Genomic DNA, 25,175 nt, shown 5'->3' on the forward strand with positions numbered 1-25,175 from the left:
TATTGATTAGGTATTAGTTCATGTCTTTAATTTTGTGCTGCATCAGGTATTCACTGGGAGATACCTTCGTGATTTTTTTAAATACACGATTAAAATTCACCACATTATTAAAGCCGGTTTTAAAAGCGATATCCGATACATTTTCAGAAAGACCATGTATCAGCATTTTACAAGCTTGCTCAATGCGAATTTCATTGAGGAAAGTAATATAAGTTTTTCGGGTGTGTTTTTTAAAGTATTTACAGAAGGCATGCGGTGTCATGTGGGCAATTGCCGCGATATCTTCCAAGGCTATCTTTTTCTCAAAATGTTTAAATGTATACTGAAAAATATCATTTATACGAATCCCTTCTGCGTCAGAATACTTTTTTTGAGGAATTCCTGTATAAAGTGAAGTCCATAGATCTACTTTTTCAGCTAAATAATCGACAAGCCCCATAAATGCCGTTAAACGATCTAACCCATCCGTCTCATTAATCTGTAAAAACTTACGTTTGATCCCTGGATTTGAAGCAGCGTCCAGTTTTTTACTTACATTGATATTTTCTAGAAATGAACGGACTTCTGTCAATTCCGGCAATTGTAAGAAATCTTTAAACCGGGCATAATCAAAGAATATATGAATCGCATGGATCTGCTCTTTTAAATCAGGATCAGGAACTAGCTCAGATCGTTGAAACATATGCGGTTCATCGGCATCTACAATATAAATTTCATCTTGTTTGAATTGATGTGTAAAATTGCCAATCAAAAAAGTACCTTCCCCCTTTAGAATGTATGTCAGCTGGATTTCTTTATGTCGATGATAGTTGCTGTAAAATTCAACCAACAGATCTTCTTGTACACAAACGGAACCTTGATTGGGAACAGGAACGGTAAACTGAACAATTTTCATTCTTACAAATAGCTACAAAAAAACAGATATTGTTTAATTATTCAAATTTAAACATTATAGCGGACAATAAACGTAAATTGTATTATAATTTATTCTTGACATTTTTAATAAAATTTGGTAACGTTGGATCTGCACCTGCCAGTTCAATAACAGTTCTTGATTTTGGATCCAGCCATAAATACCGTGGGGTTCCAATAACATTATAGCTATTTTCGATAAAATCACGATCGGTTACGTTTAACAAATAGCTGTTCATTCCTAATCCGATTTGTCGATTGCTTGCCCTCCAACGTTCATAATCTTCATCATCGGTCAAATACACAACTTCAACCCCCATTTTTTTCAATTCGGCTTCTTTGCGTACTAAAACCGGTAAATCCATTTTTGAATTCTTGCCTTTACTTGACCAAACCGCAACAATTATCATTTTCTTATCTACTAGCTGGTCAAACTTCAAAGAATCACCTTTTAGATTACGAGGAGTAATAGCCGGAAAAACCGGCATATTATCATAATAATTCTTGACTTCATCTACTTTTGCAACAGCTGCTTTAACAAGTGGGTGTTTCTGAATCGCAGGATCTAAACGTGCTAAAATTTGATCATAATCTTTATAATTCTCCTTATTCAGGCTGATGTACTTAAAGGAATAGGGAATCAGAAATGATGCTTTTTGCTTGCTATTCAAAACATATTTTTCGTAAAATCTTTTATCATCTTTTCTGGCCCGAATTTCATTCGACTGTTTTGATATTTCTTCAAGTCTATCTATAGTTTGATTATAGACAGACTCTTGTCCTCGGCTAAAGGTCATGAGCTTAGCATTTAAAGCAGCAGTTTCGACGCTGTATTTGGCAAGCTGTTCATCTAATTCGAGCTGTACTTGTTCTTTGTTTTTATTGAATGCTATCAGTTCATTTGTTGTCAATGAATTTGTTTTTACCTCAATAACAAAATGATCACCATTTTCCTTAATAGCAACATCATAATCAGCATCGCCCTCTACATAAAGGGGCGTACTATAACTAAAGGTTTTCACAGCTCCCGAATCGGACTTGATGATTAGATCGTAAAATGCATCAATGACCAACTCGCCTTCTAAAACGAACTTACCTTGTTCTACTTTAGCTCTATGAAACTGTTGGATGGAATTATCGTGATCTTGCAAATAAACGGTACCATTTACTTCGGGATTTAAAGACCCCGTAATTTTATAGACAATTGGTGTTCCTTTTTTCTCCTGCTTTTTTTCTGAATTGGACTGACATGAACTTATAAAAAAGACGAAACATATCAGACAATAGTAAAGTGGTTGGTTCATAAAAAAATTGGTTGTAAACTCATCATGAATTTACAACCAATTTACAGAATTTTATTTATAAATTATTTTATTTTATAATTTTCGTATGTCGATCCATTTAATACTTTAACAACAGTTTTATTTGGTCCCGTTATTTTATAATCGGTGATTTGTCCATTCTTCCAAGTCATATCAACCGTATAATTTCCTCTAGCTTTCAATCCTTTTACGGCGCCATCTTTCCATGCTTTTGGCAATGCCGGCAGCAGGTGAATAAATCCGGAATGGCTTTGAAGAAGCATTTCCGCAATTCCGGCAGAACCGCCAAAATTACCATCTATCTGAAACGGCGGATGTGCACAGAATAGATTAGGGTAAGTACCTGCTCCGACTCCTTGGTAGGTCGTTTCATTCACAAAAGCTGGTTTGAGCAATTGTCTTAAAATTTCTAAAGAATGGTCACCATCTTGCAACCTTGCCCAGAAAAGAATCTTCCATGCCCGAGACCAGCCTGTACCCTCATCTCCTCTTACCTCTAATGTTTTACGCGCGGCCTCTGCCCACTCTTTATTTTGTTGTGGTGAAATGAAATGAGCCGGATATAAACCATACAAATGGGAGACGTGTCTATGTTTTGGTTCTATTTCAGTATAATCTTCCAACCATTCTTGCACACGCCCGCTTTTACTAACCACTACTGCTGGTGGGATCTGAGTCAACTTATCTTTTAACTTTTGAATAAAAGGATCGTTTAATTGCAAAAGACTATCCGCCTGAATCAAGTTCCCATAAAGTTCTCTAACAATCTGGTTATCAATCGTAGGTCCCATCACTACTGAAGCAACTTCACCATTTGGAAGACGAAATCCATTTTCTGGAGAAACTGAAGGTGAAGTAACCAACCAGCCTGTCTTAGGATCTTTAACCAAAATATAATCGTAAAACTCTGCTGCTCCTTTCAATACAGGATAAACTTCTTTTAAATAGGCTTTATCCTGAGTAAATTGATAATGCTCCCACAGGTGATTACATAACCATCCTGAAGCTGTGCTTGAACCCCAAGATGCATTTTCTCCTGGAGCAGAGTAACCCCAAACATTTGTCATCATATAAACAACCCATCCTGGTGCATTGTAATAAGCTTTAGCCGTTTTTTCACCTGTCTTTGCAATGCGCTTGATCAGGGCAATAAAAGGATTATGGTATTCCGATAGATTACTCACTTCCACTCCCCAGTGATTCATTTGCGCATTGATGTTTAAGTGATAATCCCCATTCCAAGGTGTTTGAATCTGATGTGCCCATAACCCCTGCAAATTTGGAGGTAATGCATTTTTGTGTTCCGGAGCAGTGCTTGAAATACTCAAGTAGCGTCCAAATTGAAAATATAATGCAGCCAATCCATTATCTAAGGCTGGATTTTCAAAAAATTGCTGTAAACGTTTTCCAGTCGGAACATTAACTTTTGACTGATCATCTGCAATGGTTAAAGCAACACGATCAAATTTCTTTGCAAATGCTTTTTTATGATTGCTATAGCGTTTTTCTTCCGCTATTTTTTCAGCTGCGGCGATATCCTGACTGATTACCTCTTGAGGATTAGTTCCGTAATAATTCGTACTTGCTGCAAAAAGAACAGTAGCTTCGTCAGCGTCTGTTAAGATCAACTGCTTACCGTCATCTGTTAATTTTCCACCCTTAAATCTGATCTTCACTTTACTCGCAAAATGTAAGTTTTTGCCTCCTTTACCGTCTGGCAAAGAACCCTGCAAAATAATCTCTCCATTTTTAACTTGATAAGAATCAATATTTTCAGCTCTTTCTAAGGCAATAGCAAAACTGATACTTTTTTTCTTTGAAGCAGTTAAGTGTACAACGCCTACATTTTGATCAAAAGAGGTGTAATAAGTCCTCTTATAATCCACTCCTCCTACAGTAAAGGAAGTCTGCGCGGTTGCATTGCCAATATTTAAGGATCTTTCATAATTTGAAACACCTTCAGCACTTAGTTTAAAATTGAATTTTAGAAATCCAAAATTCTGATAACAACCGAATGGTGCATTGGCCCCGGTTCCGAAAGCAGATCCTTGCCCATTACAGACAAAATTTTTATTGACCAGTTCTTCTGCTTCTTTGTTCTTTCCAGCTATCAATAACTTCTGAATTTCACTAACACTCTTATATGCGTTATAATTATTTGGGTCTTCGGCAGAGCCCGACCACATGGAAATTTCATTTAATACCAATGATTCAGACTGAATACCCCCATCAGGCATCATTCCGATTAACCCATTGCCTAAAGGAAGCGTTTCTTCCCAGCGGTTGGCAGGTTTGTCATACCACATGGTTAAAGCGTCTCTTTTTTGCGCTTGTGCCTGTAAGCAAGTGATGGCTGCCAGCGCAAATAATGTTGATTTTGTTATACCTTTCATTTCTTACTTAGAATATAATTCAAAGGATGCTACTGTGAATACATTTTTGGTTAACGTTTCCGTTGGAACAAATTTGATGTATTTTACTTTTACAACATCGTCAAAAATGATTTGCTGTAAAATCGGATTTGCTTTGATATTTGAGAATTCACCTTCCTTCAAAAGTTCCCACTGCTGTTTATTTTGACTGCTATAAATTTTATACTTCGTAGCTGTACCGATTGTTTTACCATCTTGACGAGGCAAGTATCCAAACCCGTTAATCGCTTCTTTCAATTCAAAAACAAATCCTTTTTCATAAGCAGTGACTGTTGCAAAAGTTTCCGCATTATTATCAATTGCTTTTGCCGATTCCGTAAAAGCTGCTGCCGTAAACTGCCTTGCACTTAATTTTTTGAATCCGGTATCCTCAAATTCAAAAGGTTCATCAAATTCTTTAAATAAACCAAAATCACTTACTGTAATCGCTACAGGTGCAAATAATTGAATTCGTAGTTCATCCGTTGTAATGGGCTTCGCCAGTTTCATTAATCGATTTGCTCCGATACTGGTAGCTTTAGTGAGCAAGGTCCATTGCCCATTCACTTTTTGCTCAACTAAAACACTATCCAAACGCTGACCCAATTTTATATTTTCTCTAATCTGGATAATATCAAATGTTTGCACTGATTTCAATTTAATATCCAGAGCAGCTTGATGCTCATCATCATTGGTTGCCCAATAGCTATAGCGATCATTATCAATAATGTATTTCGTACCGTATTCTCCAGTTTCATGATCGCGAGTAGTTGATGCAGTAATCTGCGCATCTTTTGCTAAATTATTTTCAAACGTTTTTTTCACCTTTCTTCCAAAAGCTTCAAGTGATTTCACATCGTTTTCATGCAGTTGTCCTGATGGCATGGGTGCCAATCCAAGATTCATATTTGCACCACGACCTACAGATTTCAGATAAATTTCAAACAGTTCAGTTGGTGTTTTGACTTTCGCATTCTGCTCGGCATGATAAAACCACCCTGGTCGTTGTGGTACATCACATTCCGCAGGAATCCAGTATTTCCCATTTCTGACTCCTGAAGTCAGTGTTTTTTCATTTACCAATCCAGGAACTGCTTTTTTCCCATCTAGGCCTTCCGGCGTAAAAGTAGCCCATGAGGTTTCTCCCGCAAATCCACTTTCATTTCCTACCCAACGCATATCTGGACCAACATCACTAAAAATCATGGCCATCGGTTGCAGTTTACGAACGATTGGCCAAGTTTTCTCCTCCCACGCATAATAGGTGTTGCGGTCAATCGTCCTTTTCTCTTTTAAACCTCCATAATAACCATCTCCACCATTGGCGCCATCATGCCAAGAGGTAAACAATTCACCATAATTAGACATTAACTCAGTCAATTGCGCCCGGTATGCATCAGCATAAGCGGCTGTTCCATATCTGGTATCATTTCGATCCCAAGCAGAAAGATAAACACCAAATTTCATGTTGTTTGCATGCGTCGCAGTCATAAAATCTTTAACCATATCCCCTTTTCCTTGTTTCCAGGGAGATGACGCTACACTATAAGTTGTCGTGGCTGTTGGCCATAAACAAAAGCCATCATGATGTTTTGCAACAGAGATGAGCCCTTTAAAGCCCCCAGAAGCCGCTGCCTTAGCAATTTGATTAGCATCAAAATTTGTAGGATTAAAGATAGCAGGATCTGCGTCACCATATCCCCACTCCTTATTTTGGAAGGTAGTTGGTGTATAATGTATTAAACAATACATATCCATTTCATGCCATTTCAACTGCCGTTCGGAAGGAAGTGCTCCATAAGGTTTTGGTGGATTTACCGGTTCAGATAGCAAAAAACTACCATTTACCCAGAGAAGACTAGAGAATAGAAAAGTAAACATATAATTAGATAAAGGTTTTAAGGTTTAAATATAGTTTAATTTTAGGGTATTAAAAATCTAACAAAATCATTTTCCTCAAGCAATCGATTGATTATATTTATATTACATATACAAAATAGTCATCACTAATCTTGATAAGGCATCAAGATTATCAATAAGATAAGCTCATTCATTTCATTTAAATTTGTTGTAGAACAATAGGGGAAAACTCATAAATTTTTTAAAAATGGAAGACAATAGAAACAAAAAAATTACAACAGCATCGGGCGCTCCTGTTGTAAACTACGAAGACACGATGACAATTGGCCCAAGAGGTCCGGTGCTATTACAAGATTATTTCCTCCATGAAAAACTGGCTCATTTCAACCGAGAACGTATTCCGGAACGTATTGTACATGCTAAGGGTTCTGGTGCCTATGGTACCTTCACGGTAACCAATGATATTTCGAAATACACAAGAGCAAAACTCTTTAATGGTATTGGAAAGCAAACAAAATTATTCATTCGCTTTTCAACTGTCGGAGGAGAAAGAGGTTCGGCAGATTCCGAACGTGATCCACGCGGATTTGCTGTTAAATTTTATACCGAAGATGGAAACTACGACCTGGTCGGTAATAACACGCCTGTCTTCTTTATCAAGGATGCTAAAAAATTTCCTGATTTTATTCACACTCAAAAGAGAGATCCTCATACTAACTGTAAATCGGCAACCATGGTCTGGGACTTCTGGTCACTCAATCCCGAATCATTGCACCAAGTAACGACTTTGATGTCCGATCGTGGAACGCCATTTGGATTCAGACATATGCACGGTTATGGAAGTCATACGTACTCTATGATCAACGCGCAAAATGAACGTGTCTATATCAAATACCACTTCAGAACACAACAAGGAATAAAAAATTTGACAGGTGCAGAAGCTGATGAAATGCGCGCTAAAGATATGGATTATGCACAACGTGATTTACATACAGCTATTGCGAAGGGTGATTTTCCGAAATGGAAGCTTTATATCCAAGTCATGACAGAATCGGAGACTAAAACGTTCCGTTGGAATCCATTTGACTTAACAAAAGTATGGTCACAGAAAGAATATCCTCTCATCGAGGTTGGTGAAATGGAATTAAATCAAAACCCAGATAATTACTTCGCTCATGTAGAACAAGTGGCTTTTGCTCCGGCACATATTGTAGATGGAATTGGATTCTCACCAGATAAAATGCTACAGGGACGTATATTATCTTACCCTGATGCTCAACGTTATCGTCTAGGGGGAAATTATGAACAGATTCCTGTGAACAGATGTCCTTTTATGACTAATAATTATCAACGTGATGGTCAGATGACTGTCAATGGGAATCAAGGGGCAGCTCCAAATTATTATCCAAATAGTTTTGATGGTCATTACGAAGACCAATCCTACAAGGAACCTGCATTGCAAGTAGATAGCCTAGTGGCTGATAATTATGACCGCAACGCTCCTGGTGAGGATGATCATTATACCCAGCCAGGTGATTTATACCGTTTATTGGATGCTGGACAGAAAGAACATCTCATTCAAAATATAGTAGGTGCTATGTCCGGAATTGAAGGACCAAAACGAGATGAAATTGTTATGCGACAACTGTGCCATTGGTTTAGAGCCGACATGAATTTAGGACTAGGAGTTGCTAAAGGATTAGGATTCTCTATGGATGAAATGGCGAAACATATGCCTCAAAAATAAAAAATCATTCGGCAATAATAAAAAGAGCGGAAATGTACCCATACACTTCCGCTCTTTTTATACCTTCGCAATACATCATAAACTATGATAATTATCAAAATTTAAAGCTTCACATCTACCTATACCACACTTATCCTAGCTTTTTAATAGTACTTATTCAGAATCGAATCAATATTGACAAAACTAAATGAATCGCATTACAATCGATTTAACTGTATGATAGGCTGTTATTTGAGATTGGGATCGTATAAATTTTCAAAACTTAAGTTGTTCTAATGATTATATTTTACACAAAATTATTTGATAAAATACAAAAAATAAAATTTACAACTTGTACCTTTACCTCATCATGAACAAAGATCAATCTAAAATCATCCGCGAACAAGCCGATCGTTCTGCAACACGTGAGCATTCGGTGCCCCTATATCTTACTTCTAGTTTTATCTTTGATAGTGCAGAACAGGGAAGAGCCATTTTTGCTGATGAAGAGCAAGGAATGATATACTCCCGCTATGCCAATCCAAATACTTCAGAGCTTATTAACAAAGTTTGTATCCTAGAGGAAGCAGAAGCTGGGCTGTCCTTCTCTTCGGGTATGGCAGCAGTCTTTGCCTCTTTTGCAGGTATTGTTGAAAGTGGTGACCATATTGTTTCGTCACGCGCTATTTTTGGTTCAACTCATCAATTATTTACGCAACTATTCCCTCGTTGGGGAGTAACAACCACGTATGTTGATGCGGTCGATCCCGAAGAATGGGAAAAAGCGATTCAGCCGAATACAAAAATTATTTTCCTGGAATCACCTTCTAATCCTGGTTTGGAATTAGTAGATCTGGAATGGTTAGGTTCTTTAAAGAAGAAATATCCAAATATTATTTTAGCCATTGACAATTGCTTTGCAACACCTTATTTGCAAAAACCGTTAAAGTATGGCTTTGATCTCTCTATCCATTCTGCTACAAAATATATGGACGGTCAAGGCCGTGTGCTCGGTGGATTAGTTGTGGGTAAACAGGAATTGATTGACAAATTAATGTTCTTTATTCGCCATACTGGTCCTTCTTTGTCACCATTTAATGCTTGGGTCATCTCTAAAAGCTTAGATACACTGGGCTTACGTATGGATAGACATTGCAGCAATGCATTAGCATTAGCAACGGTTTTGGAAACAAACGAAGAAATTGAAGATGTTAAATATCCATTTCTTCCTTCCCATCCGCAATATGAGCTTGCAAAAAAACAGATGAAGGCCGGTGGTGGTATCGTCACTTTTGTTGTTAAAGGTGGAAAAGAGCGAGCTTTCCGTTTCTTAGACGAATTAAATATGATTTTATATACTTCTAATTTAGGGGATGCAAGATCAATCGCTACCCATCCTGCTTCTACAACACATTCAAAATTAACAGAAGATGAACGCTTAAACCTTGGTATTCAACCGGGTAGTGTACGCCTATCTGTTGGTCTAGAGGATCAAGAAGATATTATCCAAGATATCTTACAGGCATTAGAAAAAACAAGATAAAAAAATAGCGCCATCTTCTTGAAGATGGCGCTATTTTTTTATTTATTGATCTGCTTATTTCAAAGATGTCAATGCAGCTTCGTAATTTGGCTCTTCTGTTACTTCCGCAACTTGCTCTTCATATAAAACTTTACCGTTTTCATCCAATGTAATGACTACACGGCTCAATAAACCCGCTAAAGGGCCATCGGAAAAACGCAATTGATATGCATCTGAAAAATTACTGTCTTTATATTCCGACAATGTAACTACATTATTCAAACCTTCCGCTGCACAAAAACGTCCTTGAGCAAATGGTAAATCTTTAGAAATACACAATACTACAGTATCTTCTAATCCTGATGCTGCTTTATTAAAAGCACGAACAGATGCTGCACAGGTACCTGTATCTACACTTGGGAAAATATTTAAAACTACTTTCTTTCCTTTATAATCTGCTAATGATTTATCAGATAAATCACCTGCTGTCAATTTAAAATCTGGAGCTTGACTTCCTACTGCCGGTAAATTTCCAACCGTATTGACTGCCCCACCTTTGAATGCTACTGTTGCCATAATTATTTTTTTTAGCAATTTAATGATTTCCTGTTAATGTTACTACAAAAATCACATTTATTAATACACATTCTTTCAAAATAAATATTTATCAATTTTCGCCAAAATAATATCGAAAAGCCACAAAAATTTACTATGTTAGCATTGTAATTCAAACACAAACGATAAACCAAATTTGATGTATATGAAGAAGTTACTAATTACCTTGCTTTGTGTATCGCCGTCTTTACTTTTAGCACAGGGATCTCAAGTCAATCTTCAGAGTCCAAAATCTGTCGGTATGGGTGGTGCAGGTTCTGCCTACTTTATAGATGAATCTTCCATCTTTTATAGCCCAGGAGCACTTTCAAAAATGAGCCACAATGCGGTTTCTGTAAACGGAAATGGTGTTATGTTTAAATCTGCTTTTCAAGCAACAGGAAGTTCCGTCGTTGATCATTCTAAAAATCAGATAACGCCGCCTTTTTCTGTTTTTGCTACAGTAGGGCCTAAAAATACGTGGTGGAAAGCAGGGATAGGGATATATACACCTTATGGAGGTGCAGTAGACTGGGGAACTCAATGGACGGGTAAATACAGCTTAGTTAGTTTATCGTTACGCGCCATATACATCCAACCTACCCTAAGTGTCAAGTTAACGGACAACTTCAGCATCGGTGGGGGTTTTGTGTATAACGTTGGAACAGTGGATTTACAAAGTGCTGTTCCCGTTTATTTCCAAGATGGGTCATCAGGGTTGGCTGAATTAAAAGGAACCGGTACTGGAACAGGATATAATGTTGGTGTTCACTATAACTTAAATGAAGAATTTGCCATTTCCATGAGCTACCGATCTAAAGTTGTTACGAAATTAAAAGATGGAGATGCTAAATTCACAGTACCTGAAGCGGCGCAAGGAACATTTCCACCAGATAGTAAATTTAGTGCTGAACTTCCTCTCCCATCTACTTTTGCTGTCGGTGTAACATTCCCGATCAGTGACAAAGTGAAAATGGCAGTGGATGGAACGGTGATCAATTACGATATTTATAAAGAACTAAACTTTGATTATAGTGGTGCAAATACTCCTGACACGCATTCCCCTAAGAATTATACAAAAGCAGGTTCTATTAAAGCGGGTATCGAATACTTGCCATCAGAGAAATTGCAACTCCGTATCGGTGGCGGTTATATCGCAACACCTGTGAGTAAAGATTATGTCTATCCAGAAACTCCAGATAACAACCGTGTACTGATTGCTGGCGGTTTCACATACAAAATGAATCAGAAGTTTGATCTAACAGGCTCTTTTGCATACCAGAGAATATTACCTCGCGAAGCAAATAATGTAGACAGCCATTTATCAGGAACGTATACGACGAATATTTACGCACCAGGTATTGGATTGACGTACAAATTTTAAGCATTTATATTAAAAATGTTATTATCATGAACAGAAGAAATTTATATATAGGAGTTGCATTGGCGATACTGAGTATCACAGCATGTAAACCATCTCTCGACGAATTCACACCTTCAGCAGGAACAAAAGCTGACTTTAGTAAATATATTGCCATCGGAAATTCTCTTTCTGCAGGATTCGCTGATGGTGGACTATATCTTGATGGCCAAAAAGTAGCTTTTCCATTGCTCATCTCAGAACAACTTCAAAAAGTAGGCGGAGGCGAGTTCAAATCTCCATTTTTTAGCGAGGAGCAGTCCAATGGATCGGGCTATATTCGTCTTAAAGCATTGGTTAATGGCCAGCCAGTAACAGAACAGGTTACAGACAAATTAGCTTACCGCTCAGCTAGTCCAAAATTATTAACAAAATTTACTGATCCGATCAATAATTTAGGGGTACCGGGTATGCGTATGGATATGGCTTTTGCACCTGGCATAGGAACAGCAGCTGGAAATATGTACTTCGAACGTCTATTACCAGAAGGCACTCCACCAACAATGAATTATTTCACTTATTCTACGTCACAAAATCATACGTTCTTTACATTTTCATTGGGAAATAATGATGTATTGGGGTATGCAACAAATGGAGCTGTTAATGAAGGTCCAACGACAACATTAACCTCTACGGCACTGTTCAATACACTATTGAATAATTATGTAACAACATTAACAGCAAAAGGGCAAAAAGGTGTGTTAGCAACGATCCCTGATGTAACATCCGTGCCTTATTTTACAACAGTAACACGTCAGGCGCTTCTAGCGGCAGTAAATGCCGCAAGTACAACCAAAGTGACTGATATTTACATCGCAACTAAGACGGGCCCGCGAGCTGCTACGGATCAGGATTTCTTTGTCCTCCCTTTTTCATCGGCAGGTTTATTGGGTGTTCCAAATGCAAACAAAATACCTTACGGATTACATCCGCTCAATCCTGTTGAGGACAAATATGTTTTAGATACAAAAGAAGCGGCAGAAGTTGTAGCGCGTGTCAATGATTTCAATAAATCAATTAAATCGATCGCCGCGTCTAAAGGCTTAGCTGTCGCAGATGTCAATGCATTTTTAACAGCTGTTAAAAATGGCATCCGCATCGATGGTCTATCGGTAAGTGCGAAATATATCACTGGAAATGGGTTTTCGTTGGACGGAATACATTTGACGCCTATTGGAAATGCATTAATGGCAAATGTATTTATTGAAGCCATCAATAAAACTTACGGTGCTCAAGTTCCAAGATTAAATATATCTGATTATAGAGGTGTGAAACTTCCATAAAAATATTAATAAATGGTTTGGTAAAAGGGTGTATCATAATTATGATCACCCTTTTTTATATTTATCCTCAATTAGATGTATTTAGGGTAATAAGTATATCTTATTATGCATATAACCGCTTTGTAAGAAAAAAGTAATAACAAGTCATGTTATTTACGTGTCAGCGCAATTATATTGTTAATGAAAGCAAATTTCATTAAATTTGTATATACAAGGAGATTCAATCATGAAAGTAACACTAAATCGTCAAAATAAAGCAGTTCACTTTGAAGCAGCAAGTGAACTATCCAATGTAAAAGTAAATATTGATGGTTCAGAAGCTATTGGTGGTGAAGGTAAGGGAGTTCGTCCGATGGAATTAGTCTTAATGGCTTTAGGCTCATGTAGTGTATTTGATCTTTCTTCTATTTTGACGAAACAGCGTCAGGAAATTGAAGATATACAAGTTGAGGTTGAGGGAAAACGCCGCGAGGAAATTCCAAATATCTTTACAGATATCCATATTAGCTTTTATCTAAAAGGTGCTATTGATGAAATTAAAGCTCAAAAGGCAGCAGAATTGGCGGTCAAAAAATACTGTTCGGTACATGATATGCTTGCCGCAGGTGGTATCAATATCACCTATTCACTTAAAATCAATTAATAATAGTGGAATGCTTAGCTCATAATCTGAACTTACGCATTGTAAAATAAAAACATACAAAAACCAGATAACTATTGATATCTGGTTTTTTTGTACTTGGGGAGATTCCCCTTTTTTTTAATAAAGGGCGCTTTATACTTAAATCTTATAATCTTCCCTGCTCTTCCGTCTTTTTAGGCATACTGGAATTATTCTTTATCTTTTGATTGCCAAAATGATAACGTAATGTTATATTGACTTTGCGTGTATCTCGATAATCGTTATAGTAATTATTTTGATCCGCATATTTTGAAGATACCCTTTGTCTTTCCGATTTAAAAATATCCATAAAAGAAAGATTAACTTCAAACCGTTTACGAAAAAACTTACGGCTCGTGATCAGATAGGTACTAGAATAACCTGTGATCTTAAAAGGTCCCTGTATGGTAGGCGACTCAAAGGTGTTTCCAAGCTCAAGGTTCCAGTCGCTTTCTTTATTCAGCACGAAAATTGAACTAAAATTTCCATTGGCCATCCACACTCGATTACGATACAATTGCATATCGCTACCTTGATAATTATTGACATTGTACATCCCTTCCAGTTGTGCGTTTAAACTCCAATTTTTCAATAATTGAAAACTTTTACCCAAATCTACACCTGCTCCCTGCCCGTTTCGAATATTCGTGTAATGATAGATCAATTGATGATTTATATTATCTTGAATAGCAATCTCCATGGACGGCCATTGCTCATATCGATAAAATAAATCTACATTCCAATCTTTTTTCGTTAACGTAATATTGAGATTATGAATAATTGTAGCCTTCAACCGCGGATCTCCCTGAAAATAAGAAAAAAGATTATAATAGGACTTCGCCGGGTTTAACCACGAATATGCAGGTCTGCTGATACGCTTACCGTAAGAAAACCCCCATTGGTATTCCTGATCTGTTTGGTACTGAGCATAGAAGGTTGGAAAGAGTACCCAATAATTTTGATTATTCCGGTCTTCCGGTTCTGAGACGACTCCTTCCAATGCCGTATTTTCAAGACGCAAACCTCCTTTCCAGCTCCATTTTCGCCATTTATATGCTATTGATCCATATACAGCCGCCTGCTGTTCATCGTAATCAAAAATATTACTCTTATCTGATCGAGGCTCAAAACTTCCTGAAGCATCATCTGAAAACATTAAGGTACTTTTCGTTTTCACGGCACTAAACTTACCTCCAAACTCAATGGCAATATTATTCATATTTACAGAAAGATCGAGCTGTGTTGTGAATAATTGGTTCTGTGTAGCATTGTCACTCAGAAAGCGCGTACTTTTAGGATCTTGATTCTTAAATTGTAGATCTGTCCATACATCCTGTAGATTAGATTTACGATTTGTTGTAAAATAGGAAGACCAATTTGCATTCCAGTTGGAATTTATTTTTTTATTGACCTGCAGATAAAAATTATTGGTTTTACGCGATTCTATATGATCGTTGTTCGTCAAATAATAAGACTCCATTAGCCCATCCTTATTGTAAATGGAGGTCGGCACTTCATATAATCCAGTTGATTTTGGTCCATAATACCCATTCAAGCCTATGGCGATATTCCAGGTTGTATCGGGCGTATAGTCAAAGGAAAACACGTAACTGTTTTGACTATTATTTTTATCGATACGGGTCATAACACTTTCCCAGGAAGTTTGATCATTCGGATAGTAGACAAAATCGGTTCCATAGCGCGCATATGTCCCTCTTCCAAAATTATAAGTGGCGCGAACATTAACTTTTTCATTTTTATAGTATTGGGTCAGTCCAAATAGTTGCTTACCATAATTACTTTGCTCTGCCAATGCCAGTAGCGTACCTCTGTACCCAAATAGTTGCGATTTATTGAGTTTTATATTAATAATAGTACTTCCCTCCGCTTCATATTTTGCAGGTGGACTTGTAATGACTTCAATAGATTGAACATCAGATCCTGCTGTATTTTCAAGTAACGTTTTTAGTTCTTCCCCGCTCATCATCAGTTTTCTTTCATTAATCATGACTACTACTTTTTTGTCTCCACGTACAGCTATACTACTTCCACTTACCATAACCATAGGTGTCCGTTTTAAAATATCCCAACTGTTCAATCCAGATAGATTACTTCCTTGCACATTAAACTCTAAACGATCAATTTTTCGAGTACCCCTTGGTCTTTTACCGGTTACTTGCGCTTCTTCCAGTTTCGACTCATTAGGACTTAACTTTATTAATAATGGAACTTGTAAGGTATCTGATCGAAAATTCAATTCTCGGCTCTGATAATTTAAATGGGATATTGCTATACGATATAGCAGGTTGTCTTCTATTACAAAATCAAACCTACCGGCAGTGTCGAGACTTAATGTGTGGATGGGTTTACTTATACTGTCCAATAAAATGACAGTTGCTCCTTTCAAAGGAATTTCGTTTTGATCGCACACACTACCGGATAAACGCTTCCCTTGAGCCTGTCCAAGAAAAGGTAATAATAATAGAATAATTAGATACTTCATACTTGATTAAATTGCTGCTACAAAGTTGCCTCAAGTAGTGGAGAGCGATGGTTAATAAAGAGTTAATGGTAGGTTAAGGTTCCATTTATTCAAAATCGCAACCTATATTTGTATATGGAACTTAAGTCTAAAAACTATATTTATTTTTTCACGATCCTCTTTGTTATCCTTATTGGCATTCAATCCTATTTGCTCTTGAATTCTTTTCAATTGAAGAAAAGGGAGATATATTCGCTAACAAAAGAGAAACTAGGAAAAATAGATGAGACTGACGCTCTATTCGACAATGATCTCCTTAATAATCAAGACGCAACTTCTTACTACATACAACTAGCTCAGAAAAAAATTACGCTTGCAACGCTGGAAAGCAGTTATGCTGATAAAGTAAATAAAACTGAGAAAGCGTTGACACATTATGTAGATAGTCTTTTTTCCCCATTAGGTTTTCAGGTAAGATTACAAAAAGAGATTCTACAAATCACCTTTCAAAACGCTCAAGAAAAACTGATCAAAAAGCCAATAATTGTCTATAAAACAAGTGGTGAAATGACGCATCCATTGGAGTTATCTTCTGGAACCTGGTCTACTGAAAAAACTGTTAAACAGTTAACGAAAGAACAGTCAACAATCACTGCTGAGCAGGAAGATAAACAGTACAGTTTTCTTGTTCTTCGAAGATCAACGTTTGAGGTGGTCAACATCAACTGGATTGTTTTTAAGGAGTTAGCATTCCTACTCTTCAATTCAACATTGATTCTATTGGCTTTATTATTCTTATTTTATCGAACATATCAGAATTTAAAACAGCAACAGAAAAAGATTAGTCAGTTGCATGATGCCGTTGACAATATTTCGCATGAACTAAAAACGCCCATTGCAACGCTTAAAGTAGCTTTAAAAACAATTCAAAAACAATCTGACCCTACCATTCTAGCCGTTATGGTACGTCAAGTGGAACGTCTGGAAAACACTTTGCAACCTTTGCATGAAAGTGACAAAAAAGATACAGACATCTCCATTACGTTTGATCAAGTGAAGATGATACTTGCTGATTTTAAACTTGCTCATCCTCAGATAAAATTTGATATAAATGAGTTTTCAACGATCGAAATACCAATTAACGAATCCGATTTTACGACTATTATTGTCAATCTTATGAATAACAGCATCAAGTATGGCGCTACTCATCTGAGTGTATCAATTTCCACTAACAAAAATTTATTTGAAATCCAAGTACGTGATAATGGGATAGGAATGGCTTTAAAGGAAATTCCTCATATCTTTGAGAAATTCTACCGCATACAAAAAAATAATATCCATGATAGCAAGGGTTTAGGACTAGGATTATATTTGGTAAATACGATTGTAGGGCGTCATCAAGGCAAAATAGACGTTACTAGCAAAATCAATATAGGAACTACTTTTAATATTATAATTCCCCATGAATAAACTTTTGTTAATTGAAGACGATGCTGATTTCGGATTTATGTTGCAGCATTATTTACAGCTTTCTGGATATGATGTGCACTGGATGCAAAGCCCAGCGGAATTACTGCTTGCTGAAAATATACTTCCTTACGATCTGTTAATTTTGGATGTAATGTTACCCGTTAAAAGCGGTTTCACATTAGCGCAGGAGATCAAAGAATACTATCCTGAAGTCCCTTTTATTTTCCTAACCGCCAAAGAACAAAAAATAGATAAAATAACAGGTTTAAAAATTGGCGCTGACGATTACCTTACAAAACCCTGTGATCCAGAAGAATTAGTATTACGAATCCAAAATATCCTAAAGCGTAATAAAAAAAATGATCAGATCACATCAATTACACTTGGTAGTTATCAATTTTTCCCTCAGCGTTTACTCCTCACTCACCCACTGGAACAATTTAAACTAACAGAAAGAGAAGCGAAGCTCTTACAGTTTCTATGTCAACGCAATGGTTCTCTTGTGACAAGGGAAGAAATCTTACAGCAAGTCTGGGGTAACAGTGACTTTTTTAATGGCCGCAGCATGGATGTTTTTATTACGAGATTACGCAAGTACCTCAAACATGATTTAAATCTACACATTACTTCTTCCAGAGGTGTAGGCTTTAACATTTCCTTTTAATGTGCGTGCTTGGTACTTATATCGTGATATTAGGTATCTAAACTATCTTCTCTTTTTTGCCATAATTTTTCTGCCCAACGACCAACAAACCAGAATGATACTGCCAAAATAAGAAAAAAGATTGCACGATTGATATTATCCCAAAGGTATTCTACATATCTTGTGTAGACATTCAATACAAAAAATACAAAACCAATTTCTCTTGTTGTATTGTCTTTCATCTTTAGTCCATAGATAACGAGACCTGCGGCTACTGCTGTCGACAACAGCCCCCAATAAAAGATGTGGTACTGTCTTACTAAAGTCCATTCATAGAAATCTGAATAATTACCAAAAATAGAAAGAGACCACAATGAAATCATTAAGTACAGTAAGCCAATGAGGTAGCTTAGCGGTTGAAATTCTATCAGTTTTTTGAACCGTGGTTGCACATAAATAGCAATTAATGTCAGCATTAATCCAAAAATAGTAAAACGTAGTGGGTAATTCATTCCCCAGAACTTAAATCCCCAATCACTATGATATGCTGTTTCGGTCGCAAACCAGATTCCTAATGCAACAAGCATAAATACCCATATGAGCTTAGATTTTAAGCGGTTGGCGAGATATCCGTATATGAGGACTGATAATAGAAACAGTAAAGAATAGTGCATACTATTCTTATCCAATACCTTTCCTAAAAATCCGATGCATGCTGCTGTCGAAAAAACACCTATCAACATCATGGTTTCAATAGAAAGATTTTTATTTGGAAATTTTGTTTTGTAACGAAAGCCGAGGGTATAAAACAATACAGCTAAAGCACCAAAAAAGAGACAGAATAAAATATTAGGCGCTTCGTACAGTGTATCTACAAATTTGAGAAATGCCGTATCAGTCATTAAAGAAAAAACTGCAAATACCAAAGATGCTAAGGCAACCCAAAATGCATACCGTGCTAGGCGCTTCCAATCAAAGCTTTTGACATCAATGCTATCGACCATAGCTTTTGCTGTCGATGCATCAATTACATTTTCCTTTTCCCAAAATTGTATTGCTTCTTCTAAGGATTCTTTTTCTTGTTTGGTAACGTCTAATTTCTTCATATAACTTTTGTGGTGGCAAAATACAAATTATACCTTTTAGTTAGGGTATAGATTTGCAATAGCGTGACAATAATAAAGAGATGAGCACTCTTAAAGTTCATTAAAATTAAGTAATTTTGCATGTTTGCAGAAATTCATCTGCGTTTGGAAGAAAACAGCGGTTACATGACAAAGAAAATCACACCTGATTTAGGTGAACAAAGTGAAGTTCAAGTATTTGGAGCACGTGTACATAACCTCAAAAATATTGACATTTCATTTCCTCGAAACGAATTGGTTGTTATTACAGGATTAAGTGGCAGTGGTAAATCGTCATTAGCTTTTGACACCATATACGCGGAAGGCCAAAGACGTTACATGGAAACATTTAGCGCTTATAGCCGTCAGTTTTTAGGTGGTATGGAACGACCGGATGTAGATAAAATTTCTGGTTTGAGTCCTGTGATTTCTATTGAACAAAAAACAACAAGCAAAAATCCGCGTTCTACTGTCGGCACCATCACTGAGGTGTATGATTTTATGCGTTTGCTATTTGCTCGCGCAAGTGAAGCATTTTCTTATGTTACAGGCAATCGCATGCAACGCATGTCTGACGACCAGATTGTTGATCGTATTTTAACCGATTTTGATGGACAGGCTTTGAATATTTTAGCTCCCGTGATCAAAGGGCGTAAAGGTCATTACCGTGAGTTGTTTGAGCAAATCCGTAAACAGGGTTATGTTAAAGTCCGTGTAGATGGAGAAATCGTAGATTTAACGCCTAAAATGCAGGTAGACCGCTATAAAATACACGATATTGAAATTGTGATTGACCGCCTAAAGGTTACTGCCGACGATAAAAAAAGGTTGCAAACATCTGTTATGCAAGCGATGAAGACAGCAAAAGGAATTATTAAGGTAGCCAATCAAGAAAATGTCGAGCAATTTTTCAGCCGCTATCTCATGGATGCCGAATCAGGTATTTCTTACGATGAACCGCAGCCTAATACGTTTTCATTTAACTCCCCATACGGTGCCTGTCCAAAATGTGATGGCCTAGGATATATTTTTGAAATTGACAAAAACACCGTTATCCCTGATGGGAAATTAAGCATTCAAAAAGGAGGCTTAGCTCCCTTAGGACCTGCAAAGGAAACCTGGAACTTCCAAGTGTTGAAAGCTGTGGCTAAAAAACTTGATTTTTCTTTGACAACACCGCTAGAGAAGTTGACAGAAGAGCAAATCGACACGTTACTATTTGGTGCTGAGGAGCCTATTTCAGTTGCTGTTTCCTACGGCAGTTACGATGTACGTGATTACCGCATTGAGTTTTCTGGTATTTTCAAAATGCTAGAGGAGCAGTCTGGTAAATCTAGTGATGATATGTCTTCTTTAGATGATTTCAGATCAAAGATTGTATGTCCAACTTGTGAAGGTGCAAGGCTTAAAAAGGAATCCCTTCATTTTAAATTTGCCGGTAAAAACATTTATGAACTGGCACATATGGATATTAAGTCGCTATATGAATGGTTCTCAAATGTAAACGCTTCTTTAGATGAACGTCAACAGATCATTGCTACCGAAATATTAAAAGAAATACAATCACGTCTAGGTTTCTTACTGGATGTCGGTTTAAATTACCTGACTATAGATCGTTCTTCTAAATCGCTATCTGGTGGTGAAGCGCAACGTATCCGACTTGCGACACAAATAGGTTCCCAACTTGTCAATGTTTTATACATCTTGGATGAGCCGAGCATCGGTCTCCACCAGAGAGATAATGAGCGTCTTATCAATTCTTTAAAAAATTTACGTGATATTGGCAATTCAGTACTGGTTGTTGAACATGATAAAGACATGATCTTAAATGCAGACTATGTTATTGATATGGGACCTGCCGCAGGTGTCAATGGTGGTCAAGTGGTTGCTGAAGGGAAACCGAAAGATATCCTGAAATCAAAATCACTTACTGCCGCTTATTTAAATGGGAAAAAAGAGGTTGCGATTCCTTCAGAACGAAGAGCTGGAAACGGAAAAACATTATCTTTAAAAGGTGCAACCGGAAATAACTTAAAAAATGTTTCTGTCGATTTTCCACTTGGAAAATTAATTCTTGTCTCGGGCGTTTCGGGTTCTGGTAAATCAAGTTTGATTACCGGTACCTTGTATCCGATTCTAAATAAACATTTTTTCCGTGCAAAAGGTATTCCACTTCCTTACAAAAGTATCGAAGGTCTGGAGCACGTGGATAAGGTGATTGAAATAGACCAAAGTCCGATCGGTCGTACGCCAAGATCAAACCCTTCTACTTATACCGGTGTATTTTCAGATATCAGAACTTTATTTGTCCAACTTCCTGAAGCGAAAATAAGGGGTTATAAACCGGGACGTTTTTCATTTAATGTGAAAGGCGGACGTTGTGAAACTTGTCAAGGTGGTGGAATGAAGGTTGTGGAAATGAATTTCCTTCCTGATGTTCAGGTTCCTTGTGAAACATGTCATGGAAAACGTTATAACAGAGAAACTTTGGAGGTTCGCTTCAGAAGTAAATCCATCTCAGATATCCTGGATATGAGTGTTGATGAGGCAGTCGTTTTCTTTGAAAATATTCCTTCCATCTATCGTAAGATTAAAACATTACAGGATGTTGGCTTGGGTTATATTACATTGGGACAGTCTTCAACAACATTATCGGGCGGAGAAGCGCAACGGATTAAATTGGCGACAGAGCTTTCCAAGAAAGACACCGGAAATACATTTTATATCTTAGATGAGCCGACAACAGGTTTGCATTTTGAGGATGTTAATGTATTGATGGGCGTAATCAACCGATTAGTTGACCGTGGTAATACGATCTTAATCATCGAACATAACCTCGATGTTATTAAATGTGCTGATTGGGTGATTGACATTGGTCCTGAAGGTGGTAAAGAAGGCGGTAATGTCTTATTTGCAGGTGTACCTGAAGAATTAATCAAAAATAAAAAGAGCGAAACGGCTCGATTCCTTAAATTGGAAATGCAATAACGAACAGTTAGATTTGATACGTAAGTATTACGTATCAAATCTAATTCATGAAAGTTAATAAGTAATGTAATTTATACGACAACTTTCTAACGGAATTAAAAGCATTCCTCATTAATTTCGTAACTTCGCGTCATATGTCGGATATTATTCAATTATTACCAGATAATGTTGCCAATCAAATTGCAGCGGGTGAAGTCGTACAAAGACCTGCCGCGGCGATCAAAGAATTGATTGAAAATGCTATTGATGCTGGGGCTGACAAGATACAATTGATCATCAAAGATGCTGGAAAATCATTAATTCAAGTGATTGATAATGGTTGTGGAATGAGCGTGACGGATGCACGTCTTTGTTTTGAACGACATGCTACTTCCAAAATTCGTAAAGCAGAAGATTTGTTTGCCATTCGTACAATGGGATTTCGAGGTGAAGCAATGGCTTCCATCGCTGCCATTGCACATGTGACCTTAAAAACACGTCGTTTTGAGGATGAATTGGGTACTGTCGTAGAGATAGAGGGCTCTAAAATCATCAATCAAGCACCAGAAGCTGTCGCTGCTGGCACCAATATTTCCATTAAAAATCTATTTTACAATATACCTGCACGCCGAAACTTTTTAAAAAGCAATTCGGTCGAGATGCGTCATATTATTGAAGAATTCCAACGGATAGCATTAGCTAATCCTGAAATCTTTTTGACGTTACATAGCGATGGTAATGAAATGTTTCATTTACCTGCGGAAACATTGAAACAACGTATTGTTCATCTATTTGGCAACACGTATAATCAGCGATTAGTACCTGTAGAAGAGGATACCACGATCATAAAAGTAAATGGTTTTGTAGGAAAGCCTCAGTTTGCTAAAAAAACAAGAGGGGAACAATTCTTCTTTGTTAATAAGCGATTTATCAGAGACCATTACTTGAATCATGCTGTGATGAATGCTTTTGAAGAAATTCTGCCAGCAGAAACATTTCCTTTATATGTGCTTTTCATTGACATCGATCCTTCAAAGATTGATATCAATGTACACCCAACGAAAACGGAAATTAAATACGAAGACGAAAAGGCAATTTACGCGATCATCCGATCTGCTGTTAAAAGGTCTTTGGGACGATATAATATCGCGCCTTCTTTGGATTTTGAGCAAGAAACAGGTTTCTCAAACATGATCACGCCAAAACCTTTGGACGAGATCATTGTACCTACGGTGAATTTTAATCCTGATTTTAATCCGTTTGAACCTGATCAGATTACAAAGACGACATTTTCGCGATCAGATAATTATCTCGCAGGTTTTGAAAAGAAAACGGCCATTCCTCAAAATTGGGATACTTTATATCAAATTACTGAACAGGATGAATCGATGCAACTGCCTTTAGAGCACGAACAACAAGACCGTCCAATTCATCAGATACAAGGTATAAAAAGTCAAGCGACAACGAAACAATTTTTTCAGATCCATAATCGATTCATTGTTTCACAAATTCATTCTGGTGTGATGCTGATCGATCAACAAGCTGCTCATGAACGCATCTTATTTGAACAGTTCAAATCACAGCTTGATCAACATAAAGGTTTAAGCCAACAGAGTCTTTTTCCGCAAAGTATTGATTTAAACCCTTCGGATAATGAATTGATGCAAGATTTATTGGAAGATATTCAAAGTTTAGGGTTTCAAATTCGTTCATTTGGAAAAAACAGCTATATCATTGACGGAATACCTGCAGATTTAGGTACCGGAATTGACGAACGTAAAATTATTGAACAAATCTTAGAAGATTATAAGAACAATCTTAATGATTTCAAAATTGAGAAACGTGAGAATTTAGCAAAAAGCTTAGCACGCAATGCGGCTATAAAACCAGGTACTTTTCTGGATAATAATGCGATATCAGAACTTATTGATCAGCTTTTCGCTTGTGAGTCTCCAAATATCTCTATTTTTGGGAAACCAATCGTTATTACCATTACCTTACAGGAACTATTAGAAAAGTTTAGTAAAAACTAATTTAAATTTATGAATAACGCTAATCCGCTGTCAAATTTACCAACAGTAACCAAAAACTTACTGATTATCAATGTCGTTTGTTTTATCGGTTCAATGATATTTACAAACTCCACCCGAATGTTTGGCGTGTTCTACCCGGACTCTCCTTTTTTTAGGATTTGGCAAATCATCACCTATATGTTTATGCATGGAGGGTTTACACACATATTTTTCAATATGTTCTCTTTATTTATGTTTGGTCCTATCGTGGAGCAGGTATTAGGAGCGAAACGTTTTCTGAATTTTTATTTGTTTACAGGAATTGGCGCCCTGATCCTTCAGTTTGGTGTTCAAGCATTCGAAGTTTATCAAATTGCGGGTACGATCAGCCCTAGTAGCAGTTTAACATTTGATATGCTTGCCGGCACAGTTTATACCAATAATCCTTTGGTATCTCAGGCTGGGTTAGGTACTTTGGTTTCTATCTATAATACACCTTTAGTTGGTGCTTCTGGTGCTATTTATGGTTTACTACTAGCATTTGGTTATTTATTCCCTAACTTAAAGCTAGCCCTTATCTTTATACCTGTACCTATAAAAGCTAAATTCTTTATTCCAATCCTGATCTTGATTGAAATTTATTTAGGTTTTTCTAATTCAGGTGGATCAATTGCACACTTAGCTCATGTCGGTGGAGCTTTATTTGGTTATATACTATTAAAGGTCTGGGGTATTAAAAAAGGAATATATTAATTATCTTTATAAG

General features: G+C 36.9%; 17 protein-coding genes. 10 read left to right on the forward strand and 7 right to left on the reverse strand.

The annotated features are described in order from the left end of the window. Positions 1-13: 13 nt before the first annotated feature. The 4 genes from ACFS6I_RS20400 to ACFS6I_RS20415 form a co-directional block, all read right to left on the reverse strand. Entirely contained in the window at positions 14-895 is an 882-nt protein-coding gene (locus ACFS6I_RS20400) for an AraC family transcriptional regulator (RefSeq protein WP_132769247.1), read from the reverse strand. Between the two features lie 82 nt (positions 896-977). Beyond that, the gene (locus ACFS6I_RS20405; RefSeq protein ID WP_380923375.1) at positions 978-2,216 is read right to left on the reverse strand and encodes a hypothetical protein; all 1,239 of its coding nucleotides are present in this window, start codon (positions 2,214-2,216) and stop codon (positions 978-980) included. 62 nt (positions 2,217-2,278) lie between these two features. Then, the gene (locus tag ACFS6I_RS20410; RefSeq protein WP_380923377.1) at positions 2,279-4,627 is read right to left on the reverse strand and encodes a glycoside hydrolase family 95 protein; all 2,349 of its coding nucleotides are present in this window, start codon (positions 4,625-4,627) and stop codon (positions 2,279-2,281) included. 3 nt (positions 4,628-4,630) lie between these two features. Further along, complete coding sequence (locus ACFS6I_RS20415) at positions 4,631-6,526, reverse strand: alpha-L-fucosidase (protein ID WP_380923379.1); 1,896 nt, start codon at positions 6,524-6,526, stop codon at positions 4,631-4,633. Between the two features lie 226 nt (positions 6,527-6,752). Between ACFS6I_RS20415 and ACFS6I_RS20420 the strand changes: the two genes are divergently transcribed. Beyond that, positions 6,753-8,252 (forward strand): catalase, encoded by a 1,500-nt coding sequence (locus tag ACFS6I_RS20420; RefSeq protein WP_132769255.1) that lies wholly within the window; start codon positions 6,753-6,755, stop codon positions 8,250-8,252. 349 nt (positions 8,253-8,601) lie between these two features. Then, positions 8,602-9,774, forward strand: coding sequence for a trans-sulfuration enzyme family protein (locus ACFS6I_RS20425; RefSeq protein WP_380923382.1), 1,173 nt, complete (start codon positions 8,602-8,604; stop codon positions 9,772-9,774). Between the two features lie 54 nt (positions 9,775-9,828). Here ACFS6I_RS20425 and tpx read toward each other — a convergent pair whose 3' ends face one another. Further along, positions 9,829-10,329 carry a thiol peroxidase gene (gene tpx / locus ACFS6I_RS20430; RefSeq protein WP_380923384.1) on the reverse strand — a complete coding sequence of 167 codons (501 nt, stop codon included), beginning with the start codon at positions 10,327-10,329 and terminating at the stop codon, positions 9,829-9,831. Positions 10,330-10,513: 184 nt separating this feature from the next. On the opposite strand from tpx, the gene ACFS6I_RS20435 reads away from it, so the two are divergent. From ACFS6I_RS20435 to ACFS6I_RS20445, 3 genes are all read left to right on the forward strand, one after another. Continuing rightward, a complete protein-coding gene (locus ACFS6I_RS20435) occupies positions 10,514-11,731 on the forward strand; it encodes an OmpP1/FadL family transporter (protein ID WP_380923386.1) in 1,218 nt (405 codons plus the stop codon). 26 nt (positions 11,732-11,757) lie between these two features. Further along, entirely contained in the window at positions 11,758-13,050 is a 1,293-nt protein-coding gene (locus ACFS6I_RS20440; RefSeq protein ID WP_380923388.1) for a G-D-S-L family lipolytic protein, read from the forward strand. A 226-nt stretch (positions 13,051-13,276) separates the two neighbouring features. Next, positions 13,277-13,693, forward strand: coding sequence for an OsmC family protein (locus ACFS6I_RS20445; RefSeq protein ID WP_031287012.1), 417 nt, complete (start codon positions 13,277-13,279; stop codon positions 13,691-13,693). Positions 13,694-13,838: 145 nt separating this feature from the next. Here ACFS6I_RS20445 and ACFS6I_RS20450 read toward each other — a convergent pair whose 3' ends face one another. Further along, positions 13,839-16,214 carry an outer membrane beta-barrel family protein gene (locus ACFS6I_RS20450; RefSeq protein WP_380923390.1) on the reverse strand — a complete coding sequence of 792 codons (2,376 nt, stop codon included), beginning with the start codon at positions 16,212-16,214 and terminating at the stop codon, positions 13,839-13,841. Positions 16,215-16,424: 210 nt separating this feature from the next. Here ACFS6I_RS20450 and ACFS6I_RS20455 point away from each other — a divergent pair, with 210 nt between their 5' ends. Then, positions 16,425-17,663, forward strand: coding sequence for a sensor histidine kinase (locus ACFS6I_RS20455; protein ID WP_380923392.1), 1,239 nt, complete (start codon positions 16,425-16,427; stop codon positions 17,661-17,663). Then, positions 17,656-18,327, forward strand: a complete 672-nt coding sequence (locus ACFS6I_RS20460; RefSeq protein ID WP_380923394.1) for a response regulator transcription factor — start codon at positions 17,656-17,658, stop codon at positions 18,325-18,327. Before ACFS6I_RS20455 ends, ACFS6I_RS20460 begins: the two co-directional genes overlap by 8 nt. 29 nt (positions 18,328-18,356) lie before the next feature. Here the strand turns inward: ACFS6I_RS20460 and ACFS6I_RS20465 are convergent, their stop codons facing one another. After that, positions 18,357-19,412: a DUF2157 domain-containing protein gene (locus ACFS6I_RS20465; protein ID WP_346597138.1), complete on the reverse strand. Its 1,056-nt coding sequence runs from the start codon at positions 19,410-19,412 to the stop codon at positions 18,357-18,359. Between the two features lie 165 nt (positions 19,413-19,577). On the opposite strand from ACFS6I_RS20465, the gene uvrA reads away from it, so the two are divergent. From uvrA to ACFS6I_RS20480, 3 genes are all read left to right on the forward strand, one after another. Next, entirely contained in the window at positions 19,578-22,418 is a 2,841-nt protein-coding gene (uvrA, locus tag ACFS6I_RS20470) for an excinuclease ABC subunit UvrA (RefSeq protein WP_031287009.1), read from the forward strand. A 134-nt stretch (positions 22,419-22,552) separates the two neighbouring features. Next, on the forward strand, positions 22,553-24,430 hold the full coding sequence (gene mutL / locus ACFS6I_RS20475; RefSeq protein ID WP_132769269.1) for a DNA mismatch repair endonuclease MutL: 1,878 nt from the start codon (positions 22,553-22,555) through the stop codon (positions 24,428-24,430). Between the two features lie 9 nt (positions 24,431-24,439). Then, a complete protein-coding gene (locus ACFS6I_RS20480; protein WP_183917437.1) occupies positions 24,440-25,162 on the forward strand; it encodes a rhomboid family intramembrane serine protease in 723 nt (240 codons plus the stop codon). Positions 25,163-25,175: the final 13 nt, after the last annotated feature.

The sequence above is a fragment of the Sphingobacterium anhuiense genome (genome assembly GCF_042686355.1).
In the GTDB taxonomy this organism is placed as follows: Bacteria; Bacteroidota; Bacteroidia; order Sphingobacteriales; family Sphingobacteriaceae; genus Sphingobacterium; species Sphingobacterium anhuiense.